Origin of the sequence: Desulfosoma caldarium (assembly GCF_003751385.1) — a bacterium.
Classification (GTDB): domain Bacteria; phylum Desulfobacterota; class Syntrophobacteria; order Syntrophobacterales; family DSM-9756; genus Desulfosoma; species Desulfosoma caldarium.
Genome location: NZ_RJVA01000014.1, coordinates 1 through 21,027 on the forward strand (window position 1 = coordinate 1; position 21,027 = coordinate 21,027).

Sequence of the window (21,027 nt, forward strand, 5' to 3'; positions counted from 1 at the left end):
ACCCCGGCAAAGGAGGAGAGCATGGAATGGAGGGCGCTGAACGAGAAACGACGCTCGGTCAATTACTTTGATCCGTCCGTGACGATCACGGTCTCGGATCTGCAAAAGATTTATGAAGCAGCCAAACTGGCTCCGTCATCCTTTAATCTGCAACCTTGGAAAGTGGTAGCCGTGCTTTCCAAAGAGGAAAAAGAAAAGCTGCGTGCCGTGGCCATGAATCAGCCCAAAGTGACAGAAGCGTCGGCCGTGCTGGTTCTTTTTGGAAATACGCGACAATTCTTGGAAAGCCAAGATGTTTTTGATGATCGAGTCGCCAAGGGGTACATGAAAGCCGAGGAGGTGCCACGGGCCGTGGCCATGGCGGAACGCCTTTACGCAGGGGATCGCGCCGTGGGCTACGCTTCCCGAAATGTCGGCCTCTTTGCCATGAACCTCATGTTCGCAGCCTTGGATCAAGGCTGGGACACGCACCCCATGGACGGGTTTGACGTCGAAGGAGTTCAAAAACTTTTCGGGCTGGACCCTAAATATGTGCCGGTCATGCTGCTGGCCATCGGCAAGAAACGCCCCGACGCGGCGCTGCTACCGCGAGGCATGCGCCGCTCATTTGATGAGGTGTTCATTCTTCGCTAGGAGTTTCTTCGGCGCTCCAAAGAGCGACGAAAAAAGCCTCTGCCCCATCAAGGACAGCTACAGCCCGCTTGGAAAGTGTGCTTGACAGCAACGCCCTCATGCCTATACTCAACGCTTTACTCGTGACCGAAAGAGGCGAGGATGAAAATTCGAGTGGACGAAATTCCAGACTCAGGGCGTTTGGTTCACGTTCATTGGACCCAGGATCGTTTAGAACGCCTTCTACCGCCTAACGATCCCCAAGGGTTTTCCTTGGCTCGTCCACTGAACGTGGATCTGGAAATCCACAAGAAGCCTGACCACATCGAGGTCACGGGCACCCTTGAGGGGCAGCTGACCCTGCGGTGCGATCGTTGCCTTGAGGAATACGCTTCGGTTTTGAAGCGCTCCGTGCGGGTGCTCCTTTTCCACGAAGTCCGCGGCCCTAAAGAGGAGGAGGTGGAACTGGAGCCGGATGAGCTGGAGTATGAATTTTTTGATGGGGAAATCATTGAAGTGGACCGCATGATCGCTGAAGAAGTGTTCTTAGAACTTCCCATGCGATGCTTGTGTTCCGAGACCTGTCGAGGATTATGTGCGGGCTGCGGGGCCAACCTCAACAGGGAAACGTGTACGTGTCAAAAAACCAGGGCCTCCTCGCCCTTTGATGTGCTTAAAAGCCTCACATTTTCCAATCCCTGAAGCGATGTCACAAGGAGATACACATCATGGCCGTACCCAAGCGAAGAACTTCCAAATCGAGACGAGACAAACGGCGGAGCCATCTGCACCTGACGGCTCCTTCCCTTACCACATGCCCCCAGTGCCATGAACCCGTCATGCCGCACCGCATCTGCCCCTCATGCGGGTCTTACAAGGGCAGGCCGGTTTTGGTCACGGAAGAAGTCTAGAGCGGGGGCGTTGACCTTTGAATGGCTGGGCCGATGGTCATCGCCGTAGATGCCATGGGGGGGGATGCGGCCCCCGATGCCGTAGTGCGGGGCGCGCTGCAAGCCTCGGCCCGCACCAACGCGCGTATACTTCTCGTTGGTGACGAGAAGCGTCTTCATCGGTGCCTAACCTCCGAGAGGCACTCACCGGCCATCGACGTCCTCCATGCCCCTGAAACCGTGGATATGGGGGACATTGGTCCCTTGGCCCTTCGAAAAAAAAGGCTTTCTTCCCTCTACGTGGCCATGGATCAATTGCAGCGCGGCACCGCTGATGCGGTGGTGAGTGCGGGCAACAGCGCGGCCATCGTGGCCACCGCATCGCACCATCTGGGGCTCATTCCCGGACTCAAACGTCCGGCCCTGGGCGTTCTTTTGCCTTCCTTCGGCCCTGACATCCTGTTAGCCGATGCCGGCGCTCACAGTGAATCCGGAAGCATTCATCTGGCGCAGACGGTTTTCTTGGCGATCTCTTTTTTAAAGCATTCGTGCGGCCGTCCTCATCCCAGCATCGGCATTCTCAACATCGGGCATGAACCCACCAAGGGCCCTCGCGCCATTCAAGGCGCCATGAAGCTCCTTGCCGAGTCTTTCACCCCCGCCCTGCGCTATGTGGAACCTCACACCCTTTTCCACGGCACGGTGGACGGCGTGGTGTGCGACGGTTTTGTGGGCAACGCCTTGGTCAAGCTTTTGGAAGGCGTTTCGGATGCCGCTCGCCAGTGCTTGGGGACTCTCGGAGGCGACAAGCTCGAACCCTCTGCGCACCGAAAAGCCCCTCCGCCCGAACAATGGTTGCACCGACTGGCCTCTAAGGAACTGGGGGCAGCTCCATTGCTGGGTGTGCGCAAGACCGTGCTCATTGCCCATGGGCGCTCTCAGGCCCGGGAAATCGCCAACGCCATACTGGACGCTGTAGGATACGTTCGGCAGGAACTCTACCCGCGCATGGAAAAGGATGGGGAACTTTTGGAGCACCTGGCGGCCGTTCGAAGCCACTACACGCGATGGATGCTTGCAGGACTCAAGGGCCCATGGCGACTCAGCACCAAGAAGCCGGAATCCGATAAAGGAGGACAGCCTTGAATTACTTTTTGACCGACGAGCAGAAGATGATTCAGGAATTGGCCGAACAAATTGCACGGGAAAAAATTCGGCCCATGAGAGCTCAGTTAGACGAGGCCGAAGAGTTCCCCACGGACATTTTAAAGACCCTGGCTCAGTCGGACTTGTTCGGTGTATATATTCCTGAAGAATACGGCGGTCTAGGTGGCGGCATTTTGGAAAACTGCCTGGCCGTCGAGCAACTGGCTCGAGCCTGCATCGGCGTGGCCACTTCCTTTGCCGCCAGCGGCTTGGGAGCATATCCCATATTGCTGTACGGTTCCGAAGCCCAAAAAGCCGCCTACCTTCCGGACATTGCGGCGGGAAAAAGGCTTGCCGCCTTTGCGGTCACCGAATCGGGCGCCGGAAGCGATGTGACGGCCATTCGCACCACGGCGATCAAAGACGGCAATTTTTACGTTTTGAACGGCACCAAGCAGTGGATCACCAATGGCGGAGAAGCAGACATCTACAGTGTGTTGGCGGTGACGGACAAGACCAAGGGGCCTCGAGGGGCCAGCTTTTTCATCGTGGAAAAGGGGGATCCCGGATTTTCTTTTGGAAAGAAAGAAAAAAAACTGGGCATTCGCGCCTCGGCGACGCGGGAACTGGTGTTTCAGGACTGCCGCATTCCCAAGGACCGCCTCATCGGCCGTGAAGGGATGGGGTTCATCATTGCCATGAAAACCTTTGACAAATCCAGACCGGGTATCGGAGCCTTAGGGGTGGGGCTGGCGCAAGGCGCTTTGGATATTGCTGTAGAATATGCACGAAAGCGCATTCAATTCGGCAAACCCATCATCACCTTTCAGGCGATTCAGCACAAGTTGGCGGACATGGCCATCAAAACGGAAGCCGCCCGCGCTTTGATTTATTGCGCGGCGCGCCATCTGGATACGGACCCGCCTGACGCCGGCAAGGTGGCCGCCATGTGCAAGGTGTTCGCCAGCGATACGGCCATGGAAGTGACTACGGAAGCCGTCCAAATCCTTGGAGGCTACGGATACATGCGCGACTACCCCGTGGAAAAGATGTTTCGCGACGCCAAGATTCTTCAGATCTACGAAGGCACCAACGAAATCCAACGAAACATTATCGGCCAGGAACTCAACAAGGAATACGCTCGCTTAAAGGAAAGCTTTATCTAAGGCCTCGAGCACGGCAAGCTGTGAAAGTGGCGCAGACAGCCACATGCCGTCGCGCCGTGCGGCGCTTCTTACTGAAGAGAGACGTGAGCCAGCGGATGGAGCCATGAAAATCGTTGTCTGCATCAAGCAAGTTCCCGATGCCAAGAACGTGCGCATCGACCCGAACACCCACACCTTGGTGCGCCAGGGGGTGGAGTCCATTATCAATCCTTTTGACCTTTTTGCCGTGGAAGCCGCGCTTCGCCTCAAAGACCAACATGGCGCCCATGTCACCGCACTCACCATGGGCCCCCCTCAAGCCGAAGAAGCTCTGCGGGAAGTGCTTTCCCGGGGGGTGGATGATGCGGTGCTGTTGAGTGACCGCGCCTTTGCCGGAGCGGACACCTGGGCGACAGCTACGGTTTTGGCGGCCGCCATTCGCAAAATCCAGGACGTCTCGCTGATTTTTTGCGGCAAACAGGCCATCGACGGGGACACAGCGCAGGTGGGCCCTGAATTGGCCACCTTGTTGGACATGCCTTATGCCACCTTCGTCAAGGGCTTGGAACTTCAAGGCGACGGTCACCTTCACGTGGTGCGCAAGACCGATGAAGGCATCGAGGAATGGCGGCTTCCCTTGCCCGCTTTGCTCACGGTCCTTCGCGATGTGGGCGATCCCAGACTTCCATCGCTGAAGCACAAGATGCGAGCCCGAAAGGCTGTCATTCCCGTGTGGGGCCTTGAGGATGTGGGGCTTTCGGAAGATCGCGTGGGTCTTCGAGGCTCCTTTACGCAGGTGGTGCGCGTGTTCAGTCCGCCGAAACGTTCGGACCGATGGATGCTGGAAGGTTCGGTGGCCGAGCAAGTGGAAAAACTTTACCAGTACCTAAAGGAAGCCAAGGTTCCCGGTCTATGAAAGCGTTGGTCGATTTACAAAAATGCACCGCCTGTGGCGTGTGCCAGGATGTGTGCCCCGTGGGGGCCATCACGGTTTCGGAAACCCATGCCGTGGTGTCCGACGACTGCACCCTGTGCGGCATGTGCGTGGACACCTGTGAGTTTCAGGCTATCACCCTTCCCGAAGTGGGCTCCGGAGCTCCAACCGATGCGGCCTCCTACCGTGGTGTCTGGGCCTTTGCCGAATGGCGGCACGGCCGGGTGCATGCTGTCAGTTACGAGCTCCTCAGCGCGGCGCGGCGCCTTGCCGACAAGAAAGGAGTTTCATGCGCCGCCGTGCTCTTGGGAGAAAACCTGAGGGATCGCGCCTCGGAACTTTTGCGTTACGGGGCCGATGTGGTCTATGTGGTGGACCACCCCGCCTTGCGACACTTTACGGATGAAGCCTACAGCCGATGCCTTGTGGAACTGGTGCGACGCCATAAACCCGAAATTCTTCTCGCCGGCGCCACGTCCATCGGCCGATCCTTCATTCCTCGCGTTGCCGCCATGCTGCAGACGGGGCTCACCGCCGATTGCACCGATTTGGACATCAGCGATGAGGGTTTGCTCCTGCAGACGCGTCCCGCTTTTGGCGGTAATGTCATGGCCACCATCATCTGCCCCTACGGTCGCCCTCAAATGGCCACGGTACGCCCTCGAGTCATGCGCCCTGTGCTGGACCCGCGCAACGGGCGCGTGGAATCGGTCACCTTGCCCGAAGAAGTGTTTCGCACCCGCGTGCAGGTGCTCCAGGTGATTCCCGAAGAGGATACCACGGCGAAACTTTCCGAAGCCGAGGTCATCATTTCCGGTGGGCGCGGCTTGCAGAAGGCGGAAAATTTTCGAATGGTCGAAGAACTGGCGCGGCTTTTCAAAGGAGCCGTCGGGGCATCGCGCAGCGTCGTGGAAGAGGGCTGGGTTCCGGTTTCCCATCAGGTGGGCCAGACGGGCCAGACGGTCTCTCCGACGCTGTACATGGCCATTGGCATCTCGGGCGCCATTCAGCACATTGTGGGCATGCAGGGATCCAAGATCGTCGTGGCCGTGAACAAAGACCCGGAAGCTCCCATCTTTGACGTGGCCTCCTGCGGCGTGGTGGCCGATTTGTTTGAATTCGTGCCGGCGTTTATCGAACGCATTCGACGAGGCGAATCTTAGAAAACTGAAACCGAGCGCGCCTTTGCGGGCTCACGCAGAGGGCCTTGACCTGGGCGAGCTCGGCAGGTTGCATGGCAAAGGGAGGTTCCCATGGCACAGGCCAAAGTGGTTGTGGTCACCGGCGCCAGTCGTGGTATCGGCCGAGCGGTCGCCTTGGCTTTTGCCGAACCCGGCACCACGGTGGTGGTCAATTACCGATCAGGACGTGAGGCTGCGGAAGAAACTGGGCGTGCCATCACGGAGCGAGGCGCCCAGGCAGTTCTCAGCCCCTTTGATGTGGCAGACCCGGAAGCCGTCAAAGCGGCGTTCAAAAACCTTACCGACACTCTGGGCCGCCTGGACGTCCTGGTCAACAATGCCGGCATCACCCGGGACAACATTTTCCCTCGCCTCAAAGAATCCGATTGGGATGAGGTCCTCAACGTGAATCTGAAAGGCGTGTTCTTGTGCTGCCAGGCCGCCATGCGCCCCATGCTCAAACAGCGCTATGGGCGCATCATCAACATCACTTCCGTTGTGGGCTTTACAGGAAACGCCGGCCAGTGCAATTATGCCGCTGCCAAGGCCGGCATCGTGGGTCTGACGCGCTCCCTTGCCCGTGAGGTCGTTTCCCGAAACATCACCGTCAACGCTGTGGCTCCCGGCTACATTGAAACGGAAATGACCCAGGCCCTTGGAGAAGAGGCCCGACAGGCTCTTTTGTCTCAGATTCCTGCGGGGCGCACGGGATCGCCCGAGGAGGTGGCCGCCGCCGTGCGCTTCCTAGCCTCCGACGCTGCAGGATACATCACAGGCCAGGTTCTCCACGTCAACGGCGGCATGTTCATGGGATAAGTAGCTGAGACAACACGCACCAATTTCTTGGCAGACATTGACGAGGGCATCATGGTAGAAGGCGCAAAGCGAAGGGTTGTGGTCACAGGATTGGGACTGGTCACACCTTTGGGGGTCGGCGTGGAACAGAATTGGACCAATGTGATCAACGGCGTTTCAGGCATCGCCCCCATCACCCGGTTTAACACGGAAGGCTTCGCCACGCGCATCGCCGGCGAAGTCAAAGGATTTCAGCCGGAAGAGTTTATCCCCAAAAAAGATTTGCGTAAAATGGACATCTTTCTCACCTACGCCATCGCCGCCGCACAATTGGCCGTTCAAGACGCCTCCCTGACCATCGATCCCTCAGAAAGTCCTCGAGCGGGCGTGGTCATGGGCTGTGGACTGGGAGGCCTCACCACTATTGAAGAATGTCATAAGACCCTCTTGCAGTCTGGGCCTCGTAAGATCAGTCCTTTTTTTATTCCCATGCTCATCGCCAATATGGCTCCGGGACTCATCTCCATTCAGCACGGAGCCAAGGGACCCAATCTGTCCTTTCAGACTGCCTGCGCGGCGGGAACCCATGCCATCGGCCACGCCTTTCACTTGATTCGAGACGGGGCCGCCGACATCATGATCACGGGTGGTGTGGAATCCACCATCACACCCCTTTGTGTGGGCGGTTTCAATGCCATGCGGGCTTTATCCACGCGCAACGACGAACCCGAAAGAGCTTCCCGACCTTTTGACAAGGACCGGGACGGGTTCGTTTTGGGCGAAGGCAGTGCGGTACTCATTTTGGAAGAGGCGGAACGGGCCAGGAAACGAGGAGTGCGCATCTACGCGGAGGTGATCGGATTCGGCGCTTCCGGAGATGCCTACCACATGACGGCGCCGCCGCCCGATGCCGAAGGCGCCGCCCTGTGCATGCGCGCGGCTTTAAACGATGCGGGCATCGACCCTCACGAAGTGGACTACATCAATGCTCACGGCACGTCCACAGATCTTAACGATCGCCTCGAAACCTTGGCCATCAAGACCGTTTTCGGGGATCATGTTAAGAAACTGGCCGTTAGTTCCACCAAGTCCATGACGGGCCATCTGCTAGGGGCCGCTGGAGGCGTGGAAGGGGCCTACACGGTGCTCACCCTCTATCACGACGTCATTCCGCCCACCATCAACTACGAAACGCCCGATCCAGACTGTGACCTGGACTACGTGCCCAACGTCGCCCGCAGAGCTTCGGTGCACGTGGCCCTGTCCAACTCCTTTGGATTCGGCGGAACCAACGGAACCCTGGTTTTCAAAAAATGGACCGAATAGGCCAAGGGCACGCTATGGGTTTGTTGACATGAAAATCATGATCGGCGCCGATCACGCAGGCTTTGAACTTAAGGAACACATCGTGGCCCATTTGCGCCTCAAAGGCCATCACGTGGAGGACATCGGGACCCACAGCTCGGATTCCGTGGACTACCCGGATTACGCCTTTACGGTGGCGCGCGCCGTGGCTCAGGGCATGGTGGATCGAGGCATTCTCCTGTGCGGCAGCGGCATCGGCATGTCGATGGCGGCCAATCGCGTTCCCGGAGTGCGGGCGGTCCTGGCTTCGGAACCCTATGCTGCCAAGATGAGCCGGCGCCACAACGACAGCAATGTATTGTGCCTCGGTGGGCGCTTCATCGGTCCGGATCTGGCTCGGGAAATCGTGGACGTGTGGCTGGCCGAAACCTTTGAAGGGGGCCGTCACTGTCGTCGCTTGGATTTGCTGGACAATCCTTCTTCGTGGAGAAACTTTCGATGAACACGAGCTCACTGGAAAGAACGGACCCGGCCATGGCCAAGGTCCTTCGAGACGAAGAAATACGGCAGCGCACCAAACTGGAACTGATCGCCTCCGAAAACTTCGTCAGCGACGCCGTGCGAATCGCTCAAGGATCCGTCCTGACCAACAAATACGCCGAGGGCTATCCCGGACGGCGCTACTACGGTGGGTGCGAACATGTGGATGTTGCCGAATCCTTGGCGCAAGAAAGGGCCAAGGCCCTTTTTCAATGCCGCTACGCCAACGTGCAGCCCCACTCAGGATCCCAGGCCAACATGGCCGTCTATTTCGCCTTGTTGCAGCCGGGCGACACCATCATGGGTATGGACCTGCGCCAAGGCGGGCATCTCACCCACGGCAGTCCCGTGAGCTTTTCCGGAAGGCTGTTTCGCGTGGTCTCTTACGGGGTGCATCCGGACACGGAAACCATCGACTTCGACCAGATGATACGACTGGCTCAAGAACACCGGCCCAAACTCATTATCGCCGGGGCCAGCGCCTATCCGCGCCTCATTGATTTTGCACGATTTCGCCATATCTGTGACGAAATTGGGGCTTATCTCATGGTGGACATGGCCCACATCGCGGGGCTGGTCGCCGCAGGCCTTCACCCCAACCCGCTCCCCCACGCCCATGCGGTGACCTCCACCACCCACAAGACGCTGCGGGGGCCTCGAGGGGGCCTGATTCTTTCCGACAACCTAGAATTGGGCAAGAAACTAGACAGCCAAATCTTTCCCGGCATTCAAGGTGGCCCGCTCATGCACGTCATCGCCGCCAAAGCCGTCGCCTTTCACGAAGCCTTGCAGCCGGCCTTCAAAGAATACCAGCAGCGCATTGTGGATAATTGCAAAGCCCTGGCCTCGGCCTTGATGAACCTGGGCTACCGCCTGGTTTCCGGAGGCACCGACAACCACCTTATGCTCGTGGACCTGAGAAACAAGGGCATTACGGGAAAGGCGGCCGAAGAGGCGCTGGATCGGGCGGGAATCACGGTGAACAAGAATTCCATTCCTTTTGATCCGCAAAAACCCAACATCGCCAGCGGCATTCGCATCGGCACGGCCGCTGTCACCACGCGCGGCATGGAACCGTCGCACATGCTGCTCATTGCGGATTTTATTCATCAGGCCTTGAACGCCGTGGACAACGAGAGCCGCCTGGCCGAACTCAAAAGGCATGTGGCGGCCTTTTGCCATCAGTTTCCGTTGAACGCCTGGGCAGGCGATGGCGCCCATGACCGGAATGCAGCGCCGGCGGCGGACGTGTCGTCAAAGGCTGGCGCGTGTTTGTAGGAAGCCACAGCGAAAACTCTCCTCGAGGCCTGCGCCACGCCAACGGGCGGCTTTGTGGGAAGGGCTTCTTTGGCCATGCGACGGCCATGCCCGACAAAAAAGGCGATTCGCCATGGTCAAAGGATGGCGCTTGGCCGCGATGGTTCCGCATCCATAGAAACCAATGACGTCATGATGGACCTCATGCCCCAGGACGAACATTTTATGCGGCGAGCCATTCGCCTGGCCCTGAAGGGACGCGGGCACACAAGCCCCAATCCCATCGTCGGGGCCGTGGTGGTTCGGGACGGACGCATCGTGGGCGAAGGTTTTCATCAACAATTGGGGGGGCCTCACGCAGAAGTGCATGCCTTGCGCCGCGCCGGAACCTCGGCGCAAGGGGCTACACTTTACGTCACCTTGGAGCCCTGCAACCATCACGGGCGCACACCACCCTGTACGGAAGCGGTGCTCCATGCGGGCATCACTCGAGTGGTCATCGGCATGGCCGATCCCAATCCCCGAGTGACAGGGGGTGGGGCGGATCGCCTGCGCCAGGCAGGCCTCTCGGTCACGGTGGGGGTGCTGGAGAAGGAATGCCGCGCCCTGAACCAGCCTTTCATCAAGTGGGTCACGACGGGCCGTCCCCATGTAACGCTCAAATGCGCCGCGACCTTGGATGGGCGCACGGCCACGCGCACAGGCGATTCCCGTTGGGTCAGCGGGGAAGATTCGCGTCGGCTCGTCCACAAACTGCGCGCCACCTTGGACGCCGTGCTCGTGGGTATTGGCACAGCCCTGACCGACGATCCGTTACTCACCGCGCGCCTCAGTAGGGCCAAAACCTTTCGACAGCCCCTGCGGGTCGTCCTGGACACTCAGGCACGATTGCCCCTGGCCTCGCAGCTGGTCCAAACGGCTCAACACAGCCCTGTTCTCTTAGCCTGCGGTGAAAGTGCACCAAAGCCTGTCCGCGAGCGCCTGGAAGCTCAAGGCGTTCAGGTGGTTGTGCTGCCGTCGCAAGAATCGGGCGGCGTGGATCTTCAAGTCCTTTTGGAAGAATTGGGGCGGCGTTCCATCACCAGCGTCCTGGTGGAAGGGGGAGCGCGCATTCACGGAGCGTTTCTGGATCACGGACTGGCCGACGATTTCTATTTATTTTTTGCTCCAAAAATTCTGGGCGATGCGTCCGGCGTGCCCATGTTTCAAGGCCAATGCCGACTCGCTCTGCGCGAAGCGGTTCCTCTTTATGCCTGTCAGTCGCGCCGCGTGGGCCAGGACATTTTGATACACGGACGTTTTTCGCCGCACTTGTACTAGGGCATTTCCAACAAGGCTCTCGGAAATCTATTTTGGGCCTAGGAGTTTTTTCCCAGATCGTGTCGTGATGAAGAGAGCCTGTTTGATATAGCCACGTGTTCAAGCCTCGCAAGCTCCCAATCATCGGCGCGCTTTGTGGGGCTCTCAGACAAGAACTCATAAGAAAACGGCTGCGGCGGGTCCGTGGCCACGTTTGAGGTTTTTCGATGTTTACGGGACTTGTGGAGTGCCGAGGAACCGTGCTCCGCTTGGAACGGCATGGCGTGGATGCCCGTATGATCCTTCGGTCGGAATCGGTTTTTTCCCACACGAGCCTTGGCGAAAGCGTGGCCGTGGACGGCGTATGCCTCACTGTGGTGTTTTTCGATGGCGCCGTCTTTGCCGTGGATATTTCCGCGGAAACCCTATCGAAAACCACTCTGGGAAGCAAGAACCCCGGGGCTATGGTCAATTTGGAACGGGCTTTGCGGCTTGGCGATCGGCTAGGAGGACACCTCGTGCAAGGCCATGTGGACGCCGTGGGCACGCTCAGCCAAAAGAGAATGGCGGGGCGTTCCTGGCGTTTTTATTTCACCGTTCCGGAAGAACTTTCTCCGTTTATCGTCCCTAAGGGGTCCATTGCCGTCAACGGTGTCAGTCTCACCGTGAACGGGTGCGCCTTGGGGCGCTTTGATGTGAATGTCATTCCACACACCGCCGAAGTCACCACGCTGGGCATGCTCTCTCCGGGCGATCCTGTGAATATCGAAACGGACATCATCGCTAAATACGTGTACAACATGTTGCGGGCGTGGAAGGCGGCGCCCTCGGATAACCCAAAGGTGCGAGCGGCAGGAGTCGACGAGGATTTTCTCAAACGCCACGGCTTTCTTTGAAACAACCCGTCTTGAGTCTCCACGGGCACCATGTTATAGGTCACGCGTTCCGGCGCCCGGTGCTGTCGAGTGCCTTTCCTGAGGGGTGAAAAACCACGGATCCCCTCGATTCCTTGTGTGAAGGGAGTTTTGTCATGCCGCTGGCAACCATTCCTGAAGCCCTGGAAGATATTCGTCAGGGCAAGATGGTTATTCTGGTCGACGATGAAGACCGTGAAAACGAAGGCGATCTGTGCATTGCCGCCGAAAAGGTGACTCCGGAAGCCATCAATTTCATGGCCAAATACGGCCGAGGGCTCATCTGCCTCGCCCTCACTCCAGAATGGGTGGATCGACTGCAACTGCCCATGATGGTGCAGAACAATAAATCGCCTTTTGGAACCGCCTTTACCGTTTCCATTGAAGCCCGCACCGGGGTCACCACGGGGATCAGTGCGGCCGATCGAGCCCACACCATTTTGACGGCCGTGGCCGATGACGCTCGCCCGGAAGATCTGGTCAGCCCCGGCCATGTGTTCCCTCTGCGGGCGAAAAAGGGTGGCGTTCTGGTGCGCACGGGCCAAACGGAAGGTTCCGTGGATCTGGCGAGGCTTGCTGGCTTAAAACCGGCGGGCGTGATCTGCGAAATCATGAAGGACGACGGCACCATGGCCCGCATGCCAGACCTGGAAAAATTCGCCGCCGAACACGACCTCAAGATCGTCACCATCGCCGACCTCATCGAATACCGCATGCGCACCGAAAGTTTCGTGCAGCGTGCTGCGGAAGCCCAATTGCCCAGCAAGTATGGCCAAGACTTTCGCGTGATCGTCTACACCAATACCATCGACGAATTCGTTCACCTGGCTTTGGTCAAAGGATCCTTTGGGCCTGACGACGAGGTGCTTGTCCGCGTCCACTCCGAATGCCTCACCGGCGATGTGCTCGGATCTTTGCGATGCGATTGCGGCGATCAGCTGCACGCGGCCATGAAGCAAATCGATCGGGAAGGTCGCGGTGTGCTGCTGTACATGAGAAACCATGAAGGGCGAGGCATCGGGCTCGTGAACAAGATCAAGGCCTACGCCCTTCAGGAACAGGGCTATGATACTGTGGAAGCCAACGAAGCCTTGGGGTTCAAGGCGGATCTTCGAGACTACGGAATCGGCGCGCAGATTCTCGTGGACCTGGGCGTGCGCAAGATGCGCCTCATGACCAATAACCCCAAGAAAATCGTCGGCCTTCAGGGCTACGGTATCACGGTCACCGACAGGGTGCCCATCGAAGTCGAACCCAACGCATGCAACGTCCATTACCTGAAAACCAAATGCAAAAAAATGGGACACGTGCTCCAGTGGTTCACGCCAGAAGGGGTCCAAAATGAAAGTGCATGAAGGAGAACTGCGCTCCGAAGGATTGTCGTTTGGCATCGTGGTCAGCCGCTTCAACGATTTCATCTGCGAACGTCTTTTAGGCGGAGCTCTGGATGCCTTGAAGAGGACGGGAGCCAGCGAGGAGCAGATCGAAGTCTTTCGAGTGCCCGGAGCGTATGAGATTCCGCTGGCCGCAAAGAAGCTGGCCTGCAGCGGCCGATTTGATGCCGTCATCTGTCTGGGGGCCGTTATTCGCGGCGCGACACCCCATTTCGACTATGTGGCCAATGAAGTGGCCAAGGGCATCGCCACGGTAAGCCTGGAAACCTCGGTGCCGGTCACCTTTGGAGTCCTCACCACGGACACCCTAGAACAGGCCATTGAAAGGGCAGGTTCCAAGGCCGGCAACAAGGGCTTTGATGCGGCCATGGCCGCGGTGGAAATGGCCAATTTAATGAAAAGCATGTAAAAGGCCTTATGGGAACACGTCGTCAAGCCCGAGAAATGGCGCTTCAGGTGCTCTACCAGATGGACCTCAACTGCATGGCTCCGGATCGGGCCTTTGAGTTGGTCTGTGCCTGCCTTGAACCACCTCAGGAACCCAGAGCTTTTGCCAAGCTTCTGGTGGACGGGGTCAAGGCCCATCAGCCTGATATCGACCGGCACCTGGCAGCCGCTTCCGAACATTGGCGGGTCGATCGCATGTCGCCGGTAGACCGAAACATTTTGCGTATCGCCCTTTACGAAATGCTGTATCAGGACGACATTCCACCGCGCGTGTCCATCAACGAAGCCATTGAACTGGCCAAGCGCTTTGGCTCCCAGGATTCCAGCGCTTTCGTCAACGGGATCCTGGATAAAATTTACCATGAAAGTACGGCCTTTGGGGACTGCGCCACCGACGGTTGAGCGGCACCAGAGGCCTTAACGGACCGTCCTGTGGGGCACGTGCCGCACGAACCTCGTCAAGGAACGGCCTTCACCTGTTCGAAAGGGTCACACCGTTGTTTGCGGGCTGGAGCGCTGCACGCCGCATCAACGCCAAGGACCATTTCTCTGCGCCCTTGGTCCTTCGTCTGGACGACCACGATGGGTTGTCAGTGCTGGTGTGACGTATTAAAAGGGCTGTGCAGTGCCCAAATGCTATTCTGTTCCATGGTGCAGGGAGGATAAACCCGTGAAGATTGCAGTCAGCGGCAAGGGTGGAGTGGGCAAGACAACGCTTTCAGCGTTTCTGGCACGTTGGTTTGCCGAACAAGGCACATCGGTCCTGGCCATCGATGCCGACCCCGACGCCAACCTGGGCCATGCCTTGGGCGTGGCTGATGCGGCGGCCATCACCCCCCTGTCTCAAATGAAAGCCTTGATCGCCGAACGGACCGAATCCGTGCCCGGAAGTTTTGGCGGCTTTTTCAAGATGAACCCAAAGGTGGATGACCTGCCAGAGAAGATCGCGGTCCCGTGCGCCCCCGGCCTTCGTCTCATGGTTATGGGTGGTGTCAAGAAAGGGGGCACGGGCTGCGTGTGCCCGGAGAGCGTGCTTTTGAAAAACCTCGTGCATCACTTAATCCTCAGGCGGGACGAAGTGGTCATCATGGACATGGAAGCCGGCATCGAACATCTGGGCCGCGGCACGTCCAAAGCCGTTCATGCCTTGATCATTGTGGTGGAACCGGGGCGACGCAGCATCGAAACGGCCTTGAAGATCCAACAGCTCGCCGCCGATATCGGCATTGCCAACATGACCGTGGTGGGCAATAAGATTCGAAACGAGAAAGACCGGGCTTTTTTGCAAAGCAGCTTGAACGGATTGTCGTTTCTGGGCTTTATTCCCTTTGATGAAGGCCTCATTGAGGCGGACTGCGCGGGGGTTTTTGCGGACCACATCGATGAAGCCACGCAAAAGGCCTTGGAAGCCATCGCCGAAAATCTCCGTCGGCTTCAACCCAAGTCCGAATAAAACCGTGTGACCATGATCGACGTCCAAAGTCTTATCGATCACCGAAACATTCACGTGGATAAGGTGGGGGTGAAAAACATACGCTATCCCCTCACCGTCATGGACAAGAAAAACGGGGTGCAGCACACCGTGGCCAGCATCAACATGTATGTCAATCTGCCACGGGAATTCAAGGGCACCCACATGAGCCGCTTTGTGGAAATCCTCAACGAGTTCTACGGTCATCTGGACATTCGTGAGTTTTCCAAGATTCTGGAAGCCATGCAATCCCGCCTCAACGCGCAGTCGGCTCACTTGGAAATCAGTTTTCCCTATTTCATCGAGAAATTGTCCCCTGTCACGGGCACCTCGGGGCTCATGGAGTATTTGTGTCGCGTGAGCGGGTCCTTGAACAACCAGAATGGCTTTGACCTGGTGGTAGAGGTGAATGTGCCCATTACCACAGTGTGCCCGTGTTCGCGCGAAATCTCAGAACACGGCGCCCATAACCAAAGGGGCATGGCTCGACTTGCCGTTCGTTTCAAGAAGTTTATATGGATCGAAGATCTCATTCGCATCGTAGAAGAAGCGGCATCTTGCGAAGTCTATTCCCTGCTCAAAAGGCCGGACGAGAAATTCGTCACGGAAAAGGGTTATGATAACCCCAAATTCGTGGAAGATGTGGTGCGGGATGTGGCCTATCGGCTGAAAAAAAATCCCCACATTCTTTGGTTTCAGGTGGATGTGGAAAACTTTGAATCCATTCACAACCACAGCGCTTATGCCTTTATCGAACGCGCTTTGTAAGGCGCCGTTCAGCCCATGAGGATACTGCTCCCATGGAAGACGCCATGGCGGCCTTTGAAACGGTGTGCCGCGCTTTTGCTGACCCCACCTTTTACCCTCACCCAGTGACCTCCGTTCATAGAATCGATACCCACATTTCGGCCGTCTTTCTCACGGGCCTTTGGGTCTACAAGCTGAAAAAACCTGTCAATTTCGGTTTTCTCGACTTCAGCCGTCTGGAGCTTCGTTGTCATTATTGTCACCGCGAAGTCCTGCTTAATCAACGATTTAGCCGAGGCGTTTATGCCAAGGTGGTAACCATTCGACGAGGCCCTTTCGGCACCCTGTCCTTGGACGGGCCCGGATCATTGGTGGAATGCGCTGTGGTCATGCGCCAGCTTCCTTTGCACCTAAGCCTTGAAGCCCTCTTGGCTCAAGGCACCTTGAAAGCCGAACATTGGCAAAAGCTCGGAGAGCGGCTGGCCGATCTCTACGCCCAAGCCGAAAGAAACGATGAAATTCGCCACTTCGGCACCCTCTCCGTGATTTCACAAAACGTCTTGGAAAATTTTGACCAGACCGCGCCTTTTGTAGGCGACCTTTTGGATGCGGAAAAGTGGCATCTCATTTACAATGTGAACGACGCCTTCGTGGAAAGCCATAGCGACCTGTTCGATACTCGGCTCAAAGAAGACCGCATCTGCGACGGTCATGGTGACTTGCGATCGGATCACATCTATTTCGCGGACGACGGCATTCAGATCATCGATGCCATCGAATTCAACGACCGATTTCGTTTCGGCGATGTGGCCGCCGACCTGGCGTTTCTTCACATGGATCTGGATCATCGAGGCGCCTTTTCCCAGAGCCTTATGGTGCTTCACGCCTATGCGCGCCGGGCTCACGACCCTTCCTTGTACCGTGTTTTGGATTTTTATGCGTGCTATCGAGCCATGGTGAGGGTGAAAGTGTCCTGCCTGAGGTTTCGGGAACTGGTGGAAGACGAAGGCCGAGATTTTCAGGATGCGGAAGCGACGGCCAGCCGACATGACGCGGCCAGATTCCTCGATCTCGCTTACATCTACGCGGCCACCATGACCCGCCCCACGCTGTACGTGTTTTGCGGCTTGCCGGCATCCGGAAAATCGTTCCATGCGCGACGTCTGGCCGAAGCATTTCAACTTTCTTATGTGGCGTCAGATGTTTTACGGCGGGAGCTGTTTCGGGAATTCCAGGAGGACTTACCGGAAAAGACGGCTTACGGCGCCGGTCTTTACCATAAGGATCGGCGCCGCGTGGTCTACGCCCATCTTCTCAACCGAGCCCACGAGCAGCTCAAGCACAGGCGCTCCGTGATCCTGGACGCCACGTTCAGCGAGCGCAAGTGGAGGGAAGAAGCCCTGCGATTGGCTCGGGACCAGGACGCCAACGTCATCTTGGTGGAATGCCGATGTTCTGAAAACACTTTAGCACGTCGCCTGGCCACACGCGATCACATGCCGGGCCTTTCTGACGCTCGAATCCACCATCTTCCTCATTTTATTCAAGAATTCGAGCCTCTGACCGAACCCGTACCTTCCCACAGCCATCTGGTGTGCGATACGGAGGGCAACCCGAACGACGTCTTTTATCAGCTTCTGTCCGATCTCTATGCCTTTCAATGCGCCCAATCCCGAATCCGCCTGGCGCAGTGACCCCCATTCCATTCACCCCGTACAGACACCCTATGCTGTGCAACCATTCCGAACGCGCCGTTGGATCCGTTCATCTTCAACCCGGTGAAGCCGAAGCGCGCCACCGCGATGCGGCGCGCGCCGTCTCGTCTACCGATCACAGCTTGGGCATGGTGCCGAACCGCCTTCGTCAGAAGAAGCGGGGGCCGAGCCGTTCTCGTCCTTTCCGAATTTCTTGACGATTTCGGCAATTTCTTTCAACCGGTCGTCGGCTCGACGAAAGATGGTCCCTTCCGGATACGTGCCGTCGGGCTGGAGTTCGCCGGCCGCCACACCGGTCAGAATCTCGATGCCCTCCTCGATACGGCTCACGGGCCAAATGTGGAACTTGCCTTCCTTCACCGCATCCAATACCGCTTGCTTGAGCATAAGATTGCGTACGTTCTTCTCGGGAATGATCACCCCTTGGTCACCGGTCAGGCCCTTATGGGCACAAATGTCAAAGAAGGCTTCGATTTTTTGGGTCACGCCCCCCACCGGCTGGATCTCCCCCTTTTGGCTGACCGAGCCCGTCACCGCGATGCCCTGCTTGATGGGCACGCCGGAAAGAGCGCTCAGAATGGCATAGAGTTCCGTGCTGGAGGCGCTGTCCCCTTCCACCATGCCGTAGCTTTGTTCAAAACAAAGGGTGGCGGTGAGGGAAATGGGCTTGTTGTGCGCGAATCGCTCCTTGAGGAAACTCGCTAGGATCATCACACCTTTGGTGTGAATATTCCCGCTGAGCTTGGATTCTCGTTCGATGGCCACCACGCCCTCTCGGCCCACCGACACCGTGGCCGTGATACGGTTGGGCTTGCCGAACTCGTGGTCTCCGGTCATCAGAACGGAAAGCCCGTTGACCTGGCCCACCTTGGCTCCCGTGGTCTCCACCCAGAAAATGTCTTTCTTAACCAGTTCCTTGACCCGCTCCTCAATGAGGTTGGCCCGATAGATGCGCTTTTGCACGGCCTGATGCACATGCTCTCGGCTAATGAATTCGGCCTTGTCCAAAGCGGCAAAGTAATTGGCTTCTCGAAGCAGGTCGCTGATATCGCCCAGCTCCAGGCTCAGCTTTTCCCGATCTCCCGTCACCTCCATGCTGTATTCCAACACGCGGGCCACACCCGTGCGGTCCAAATGGCGAATCTTGTTTTCCTCGCAAAACCGACTGATCATGCGAGCACACTGAAAGACGGTGTCTTCCTTACGGTCCATTTGGTCGTCCAGGTGGGCCTTGACCTTGAACAGCTTCTGGAATCGGTCATCGTAAATGTACATCAGGTGATAGAGGTAGGGATCGCCCGTGAGCACGATCTTCACATCCATGGGAATGGGTTCCGGGCGGATGGTGCGCGTGCTGAAAATGCCATACAATTCCCCAAGATCCTCGATCTTGATGACGCCGTCGCGCAGCGCCCGCTTGATAGCTTCCCAGGAAAGGTACCACTTCAAAAGGTCCAAGGCCTTCATGACCAGGTAGCCGCCATTGGCACGGTGCAGCGCTCCCGGTTTGATCATGGTAAAATCTGTAAACAGGGCGCCGAACCAGGCCTGACGCTCGATGCTTCCAAAGAGGTTAGGGTACGCCGGATTCGATTCAATGACCACCGGAGCCCCTTGAGTTTCGGAGTTGTCAATGAGCACGTTGACATCGTAGCGGCGCATGGCCGCTTCTCGAGGCGGCATGGGGAAAGGTCCCATCTGCTGCTGGCCTTCTGGCTTTTTCTTGAATTCCTCAATGTTTTCCAGAACGTCTTCTTGAACCGCCTTCAAATACTCCAGCACTTGCGGTTCATCCTCATATTTTTCCAGGTAGTGCTCAAGGAGTTGGCCGACCACAAACATGGCGATTTCGCTGTCGAGTTTGGCCTGCTTTTCCTTGAATTCGGCCTCGGCCTGGCGAATGCGCTTGATGGCCGCCTTCATCTTTTCCTGAAGCTCATCGCTTTTTTCCCGCAACGCCTTCTTTTCCTCGTCGCTGAGCTCACTGAGCTCCTCCTGGCTCATGGGTTGGCCTTCTTTGTTGGCCGGAATGATCACCATGCCTACTTGAGAAAACTGCAAAATGAAGCCTTCATTGCGAGCTATCTCAGACAGCTCGTCAATGATCTGCCTTCGACGCCGCTCAAAGCCCTGATGCACCTCCGCTTCCTTGGCACGATAGTCGTCGCTGTCAAACACCTCGGGAATCTTGGCCTGAAGCGTTTGAATAAATGATTCCATGTCCTTTTTGAGTTCCTTGCCGCGGCCGGGCGACAAGCGAAGACTTTTGGGCTCATCGGGTTGCTTGAAGTTGTAGACGTAACACCAATCGGGCGGAGTCGGTTCCTTTTTGGCCTGCTCTTCCAAAAAGGTGCGGGCGATGTAGGTGAGCCCTGCTTTGGCGGGGCCGGCAATGAAGATGTTGTAGCCCTTTTCCTTCATTCCCATACCAAACTTGATGGCGTCGATGGCCCGCTCCTGGCCTACAACACCCTCTTCCAGTGGGGTGAGAACCCCCGTGTGTTCAAAAGGAAAAGCGTTCGAATCCACGCTTGCTCGAAGCTCTTCCACCGTCAATTCCCTGAAACGTGTGGTCATGTCCTCTCCTCCGCATCCTTACAAAGGGTTTGCTGCTGCTCCACCCTGCGCGCCTTCAGCCGAGAACTTCCAAACGGCATTTTTTACCCACGCTGCTCGCTGCAAGCTGCACCACCGTCCTCAATGCCTCTATGGTCTTGCCGCTTCTGCCGATCACCTTCCCCATATCCTCCGGAGCCACGGACAGTTCAAAGAGCACTGCGTCACCGCTGGCTTTTTCTTCCAGAACCACCTTGTCCGGATGATCCACCAAAGCTTTTGCAAGATAATACACAAGTTCTCGCATGTCTTCTCCACCCCGATGCGTCATGGCGATGTACCTTTCAGTTTTTCCAGAACAGAATGCACTTTATCCGTTGGCGTGCTCACCCGATCACGGCGATCGTCGATCTTGATCTGCGTCAGGACCCTTTGCACGCCCCTTTGAAAACAACTTTCGTGCATAGCTCGAACGGTTTCCAGGATCTTGTCCAAATCTCCATAGATGATGGTTCCCATGGCTGTCAATTCGTAAGGAAGGCCGCTCGCCCGCAAAATCGCCACCGCGCTGGCCACTTCATCGCTCAGGCTCGTCTTTGCCGTACCCAACGGAACCACACTGACTTCCACAATGGCCATGCCGCCCTCCTGTGTTCACGGTATTGGCTCATGTCATCTT

At 57.2% G+C, this 21,027-nt stretch carries 22 protein-coding genes; 19 read left to right on the plus strand and 3 right to left on the minus strand.

The genetic code is table 11. The annotated features are described in order from the left end of the window. Positions 1-21: 21 nt before the first annotated feature. The 19 genes from EDC27_RS12520 to EDC27_RS12610 all read left to right on the plus strand — a co-directional run bounded on the left by EDC27_RS12520 (position 22) and on the right by EDC27_RS12610 (position 17,771). Positions 22-633, plus strand: coding sequence for a nitroreductase family protein (locus EDC27_RS12520; RefSeq protein WP_148045757.1), 612 nt, complete (start codon positions 22-24; stop codon positions 631-633). Between the two features lie 141 nt (positions 634-774). Beyond that, complete coding sequence (locus EDC27_RS12525; protein WP_123290980.1) at positions 775-1,314, plus strand: YceD family protein; 540 nt, start codon at positions 775-777, stop codon at positions 1,312-1,314. A gap of 26 nt (positions 1,315-1,340) precedes the next feature. After that, the gene (gene rpmF, locus EDC27_RS12530) at positions 1,341-1,523 is read left to right on the plus strand and encodes a 50S ribosomal protein L32 (RefSeq protein ID WP_123290981.1); all 183 of its coding nucleotides are present in this window, start codon (positions 1,341-1,343) and stop codon (positions 1,521-1,523) included. A gap of 21 nt (positions 1,524-1,544) precedes the next feature. Then, on the plus strand, positions 1,545-2,648 hold the full coding sequence (locus EDC27_RS12535) for a phosphate acyltransferase (RefSeq protein WP_123290982.1): 1,104 nt from the start codon (positions 1,545-1,547) through the stop codon (positions 2,646-2,648). Then, positions 2,645-3,814 carry an acyl-CoA dehydrogenase family protein gene (locus EDC27_RS12540; protein ID WP_123290983.1) on the plus strand — a complete coding sequence of 390 codons (1,170 nt, stop codon included), beginning with the start codon at positions 2,645-2,647 and terminating at the stop codon, positions 3,812-3,814. The genes EDC27_RS12535 and EDC27_RS12540 overlap by 4 nt, the downstream gene beginning before the upstream one ends. Positions 3,815-3,917: 103 nt before the next feature. Then, on the plus strand, positions 3,918-4,709 hold the full coding sequence (locus EDC27_RS12545; protein WP_123290984.1) for an electron transfer flavoprotein subunit beta/FixA family protein: 792 nt from the start codon (positions 3,918-3,920) through the stop codon (positions 4,707-4,709). Next, positions 4,706-5,890, plus strand: coding sequence for an electron transfer flavoprotein subunit alpha (locus EDC27_RS12550; protein WP_123290985.1), 1,185 nt, complete (start codon positions 4,706-4,708; stop codon positions 5,888-5,890). The genes EDC27_RS12545 and EDC27_RS12550 overlap by 4 nt, the downstream gene beginning before the upstream one ends. Before the next feature lie 90 nt (positions 5,891-5,980). Continuing rightward, positions 5,981-6,724, plus strand: a complete 744-nt coding sequence (gene fabG, locus EDC27_RS12555; RefSeq protein WP_123290986.1) for a 3-oxoacyl-[acyl-carrier-protein] reductase — start codon at positions 5,981-5,983, stop codon at positions 6,722-6,724. Positions 6,725-6,775: 51 nt separating this feature from the next. Then, complete coding sequence (gene fabF / locus EDC27_RS12560) at positions 6,776-8,029, plus strand: beta-ketoacyl-ACP synthase II (RefSeq protein ID WP_123291160.1); 1,254 nt, start codon at positions 6,776-6,778, stop codon at positions 8,027-8,029. Positions 8,030-8,057: 28 nt separating this feature from the next. Beyond that, entirely contained in the window at positions 8,058-8,510 is a 453-nt protein-coding gene (gene rpiB, locus EDC27_RS12565; RefSeq protein ID WP_123290987.1) for a ribose 5-phosphate isomerase B, read from the plus strand. Beyond that, positions 8,507-9,826 (plus strand): serine hydroxymethyltransferase, encoded by a 1,320-nt coding sequence (gene glyA, locus EDC27_RS12570; protein WP_123290988.1) that lies wholly within the window; start codon positions 8,507-8,509, stop codon positions 9,824-9,826. Before rpiB ends, glyA begins: the two co-directional genes overlap by 4 nt. A 123-nt stretch (positions 9,827-9,949) precedes the next feature. After that, positions 9,950-11,125, plus strand: coding sequence for a bifunctional diaminohydroxyphosphoribosylaminopyrimidine deaminase/5-amino-6-(5-phosphoribosylamino)uracil reductase RibD (gene ribD, locus EDC27_RS12575; RefSeq protein WP_245994552.1), 1,176 nt, complete (start codon positions 9,950-9,952; stop codon positions 11,123-11,125). Positions 11,126-11,331: 206 nt separating this feature from the next. Further along, positions 11,332-12,000 carry a riboflavin synthase gene (locus EDC27_RS12580; RefSeq protein ID WP_123290989.1) on the plus strand — a complete coding sequence of 223 codons (669 nt, stop codon included), beginning with the start codon at positions 11,332-11,334 and terminating at the stop codon, positions 11,998-12,000. A 134-nt stretch (positions 12,001-12,134) separates the two neighbouring features. Further along, positions 12,135-13,373, plus strand: a complete 1,239-nt coding sequence (locus EDC27_RS12585; protein WP_123290990.1) for a bifunctional 3,4-dihydroxy-2-butanone-4-phosphate synthase/GTP cyclohydrolase II — start codon at positions 12,135-12,137, stop codon at positions 13,371-13,373. After that, positions 13,360-13,821, plus strand: coding sequence for a 6,7-dimethyl-8-ribityllumazine synthase (ribH, locus tag EDC27_RS12590; RefSeq protein WP_123290991.1), 462 nt, complete (start codon positions 13,360-13,362; stop codon positions 13,819-13,821). Before EDC27_RS12585 ends, ribH begins: the two co-directional genes overlap by 14 nt. An 8-nt stretch (positions 13,822-13,829) precedes the next feature. Beyond that, complete coding sequence (nusB, locus tag EDC27_RS12595; RefSeq protein ID WP_123290992.1) at positions 13,830-14,261, plus strand: transcription antitermination factor NusB; 432 nt, start codon at positions 13,830-13,832, stop codon at positions 14,259-14,261. A 268-nt stretch (positions 14,262-14,529) separates the two neighbouring features. Next, the gene (locus EDC27_RS12600; RefSeq protein WP_123290993.1) at positions 14,530-15,312 is read left to right on the plus strand and encodes an ATP-binding protein; all 783 of its coding nucleotides are present in this window, start codon (positions 14,530-14,532) and stop codon (positions 15,310-15,312) included. A gap of 12 nt (positions 15,313-15,324) precedes the next feature. Then, positions 15,325-16,098: a GTP cyclohydrolase FolE2 gene (folE2, locus tag EDC27_RS12605; protein ID WP_123290994.1), complete on the plus strand. Its 774-nt coding sequence runs from the start codon at positions 15,325-15,327 to the stop codon at positions 16,096-16,098. A 32-nt stretch (positions 16,099-16,130) separates the two neighbouring features. Further along, the gene (locus tag EDC27_RS12610) at positions 16,131-17,771 is read left to right on the plus strand and encodes a bifunctional aminoglycoside phosphotransferase/ATP-binding protein (RefSeq protein WP_123290995.1); all 1,641 of its coding nucleotides are present in this window, start codon (positions 16,131-16,133) and stop codon (positions 17,769-17,771) included. Between the two features lie 129 nt (positions 17,772-17,900). On the opposite strand, the gene EDC27_RS12615 is transcribed toward EDC27_RS12610, so the two are convergent. The 3 genes from EDC27_RS12615 to EDC27_RS12625 are packed head-to-tail and all read right to left on the minus strand — an operon-like array spanning position 17,901 to position 20,987. Continuing rightward, positions 17,901-20,369 carry a Lon protease family protein gene (locus EDC27_RS12615; RefSeq protein ID WP_123290996.1) on the minus strand — a complete coding sequence of 823 codons (2,469 nt, stop codon included), beginning with the start codon at positions 20,367-20,369 and terminating at the stop codon, positions 17,901-17,903. 55 nt (positions 20,370-20,424) lie between these two features. Beyond that, positions 20,425-20,679, minus strand: a complete 255-nt coding sequence (locus EDC27_RS12620) for a KH domain-containing protein (protein ID WP_245994556.1) — start codon at positions 20,677-20,679, stop codon at positions 20,425-20,427. Next, entirely contained in the window at positions 20,676-20,987 is a 312-nt protein-coding gene (locus EDC27_RS12625; RefSeq protein ID WP_123290997.1) for an MTH1187 family thiamine-binding protein, read from the minus strand. Before EDC27_RS12625 ends, EDC27_RS12620 begins: the two co-directional genes overlap by 4 nt. Positions 20,988-21,027 lie beyond the last annotated feature (40 nt).

Excerpts from the sequence above, each read along its gene's own strand:
- folE2 (WP_123290994.1), top strand. The coding sequence starts at position 15,325 with ATGATCGACGTCCAAAGTCTTATCGATCACCGAAACATTCACGTGGAT.
- rpmF (WP_123290981.1), top strand. The coding sequence starts at position 1,341 with ATGGCCGTACCCAAGCGAAGAACTTCCAAATCGAGACGAGACAAACGG.
- EDC27_RS12520 (WP_148045757.1), top strand. The coding sequence starts at position 22 with ATGGAATGGAGGGCGCTGAACGAGAAACGACGCTCGGTCAATTACTTT.
- EDC27_RS12535 (WP_123290982.1), top strand. The coding sequence starts at position 1,545 with ATGGCTGGGCCGATGGTCATCGCCGTAGATGCCATGGGGGGGGATGCG.
- fabG (WP_123290986.1), top strand. The coding sequence starts at position 5,981 with ATGGCACAGGCCAAAGTGGTTGTGGTCACCGGCGCCAGTCGTGGTATC.
- nusB (WP_123290992.1), top strand. The coding sequence starts at position 13,830 with ATGGGAACACGTCGTCAAGCCCGAGAAATGGCGCTTCAGGTGCTCTAC.
- rpiB (WP_123290987.1), top strand. The coding sequence starts at position 8,058 with ATGAAAATCATGATCGGCGCCGATCACGCAGGCTTTGAACTTAAGGAA.
- EDC27_RS12525 (WP_123290980.1), top strand. The coding sequence starts at position 775 with ATGAAAATTCGAGTGGACGAAATTCCAGACTCAGGGCGTTTGGTTCAC.
- EDC27_RS12545 (WP_123290984.1), top strand. The coding sequence starts at position 3,918 with ATGAAAATCGTTGTCTGCATCAAGCAAGTTCCCGATGCCAAGAACGTG.
- EDC27_RS12625 (WP_123290997.1), bottom strand. The coding sequence starts at position 20,987 with ATGGCCATTGTGGAAGTCAGTGTGGTTCCGTTGGGTACGGCAAAGACG.
- EDC27_RS12610 (WP_123290995.1), top strand. The coding sequence starts at position 16,131 with ATGGAAGACGCCATGGCGGCCTTTGAAACGGTGTGCCGCGCTTTTGCT.
- ribH (WP_123290991.1), top strand. The coding sequence starts at position 13,360 with ATGAAAGTGCATGAAGGAGAACTGCGCTCCGAAGGATTGTCGTTTGGC.
- ribD (WP_245994552.1), top strand. The coding sequence starts at position 9,950 with ATGGCGCTTGGCCGCGATGGTTCCGCATCCATAGAAACCAATGACGTC.
- EDC27_RS12615 (WP_123290996.1), bottom strand. The coding sequence starts at position 20,369 with ATGACCACACGTTTCAGGGAATTGACGGTGGAAGAGCTTCGAGCAAGC.
- glyA (WP_123290988.1), top strand. The coding sequence starts at position 8,507 with ATGAACACGAGCTCACTGGAAAGAACGGACCCGGCCATGGCCAAGGTC.
- EDC27_RS12620 (WP_245994556.1), bottom strand. The coding sequence starts at position 20,679 with ATGACGCATCGGGGTGGAGAAGACATGCGAGAACTTGTGTATTATCTT.
- EDC27_RS12585 (WP_123290990.1), top strand. The coding sequence starts at position 12,135 with ATGCCGCTGGCAACCATTCCTGAAGCCCTGGAAGATATTCGTCAGGGC.
- fabF (WP_123291160.1), top strand. The coding sequence starts at position 6,776 with ATGGTAGAAGGCGCAAAGCGAAGGGTTGTGGTCACAGGATTGGGACTG.
- EDC27_RS12550 (WP_123290985.1), top strand. The coding sequence starts at position 4,706 with ATGAAAGCGTTGGTCGATTTACAAAAATGCACCGCCTGTGGCGTGTGC.
- EDC27_RS12580 (WP_123290989.1), top strand. The coding sequence starts at position 11,332 with ATGTTTACGGGACTTGTGGAGTGCCGAGGAACCGTGCTCCGCTTGGAA.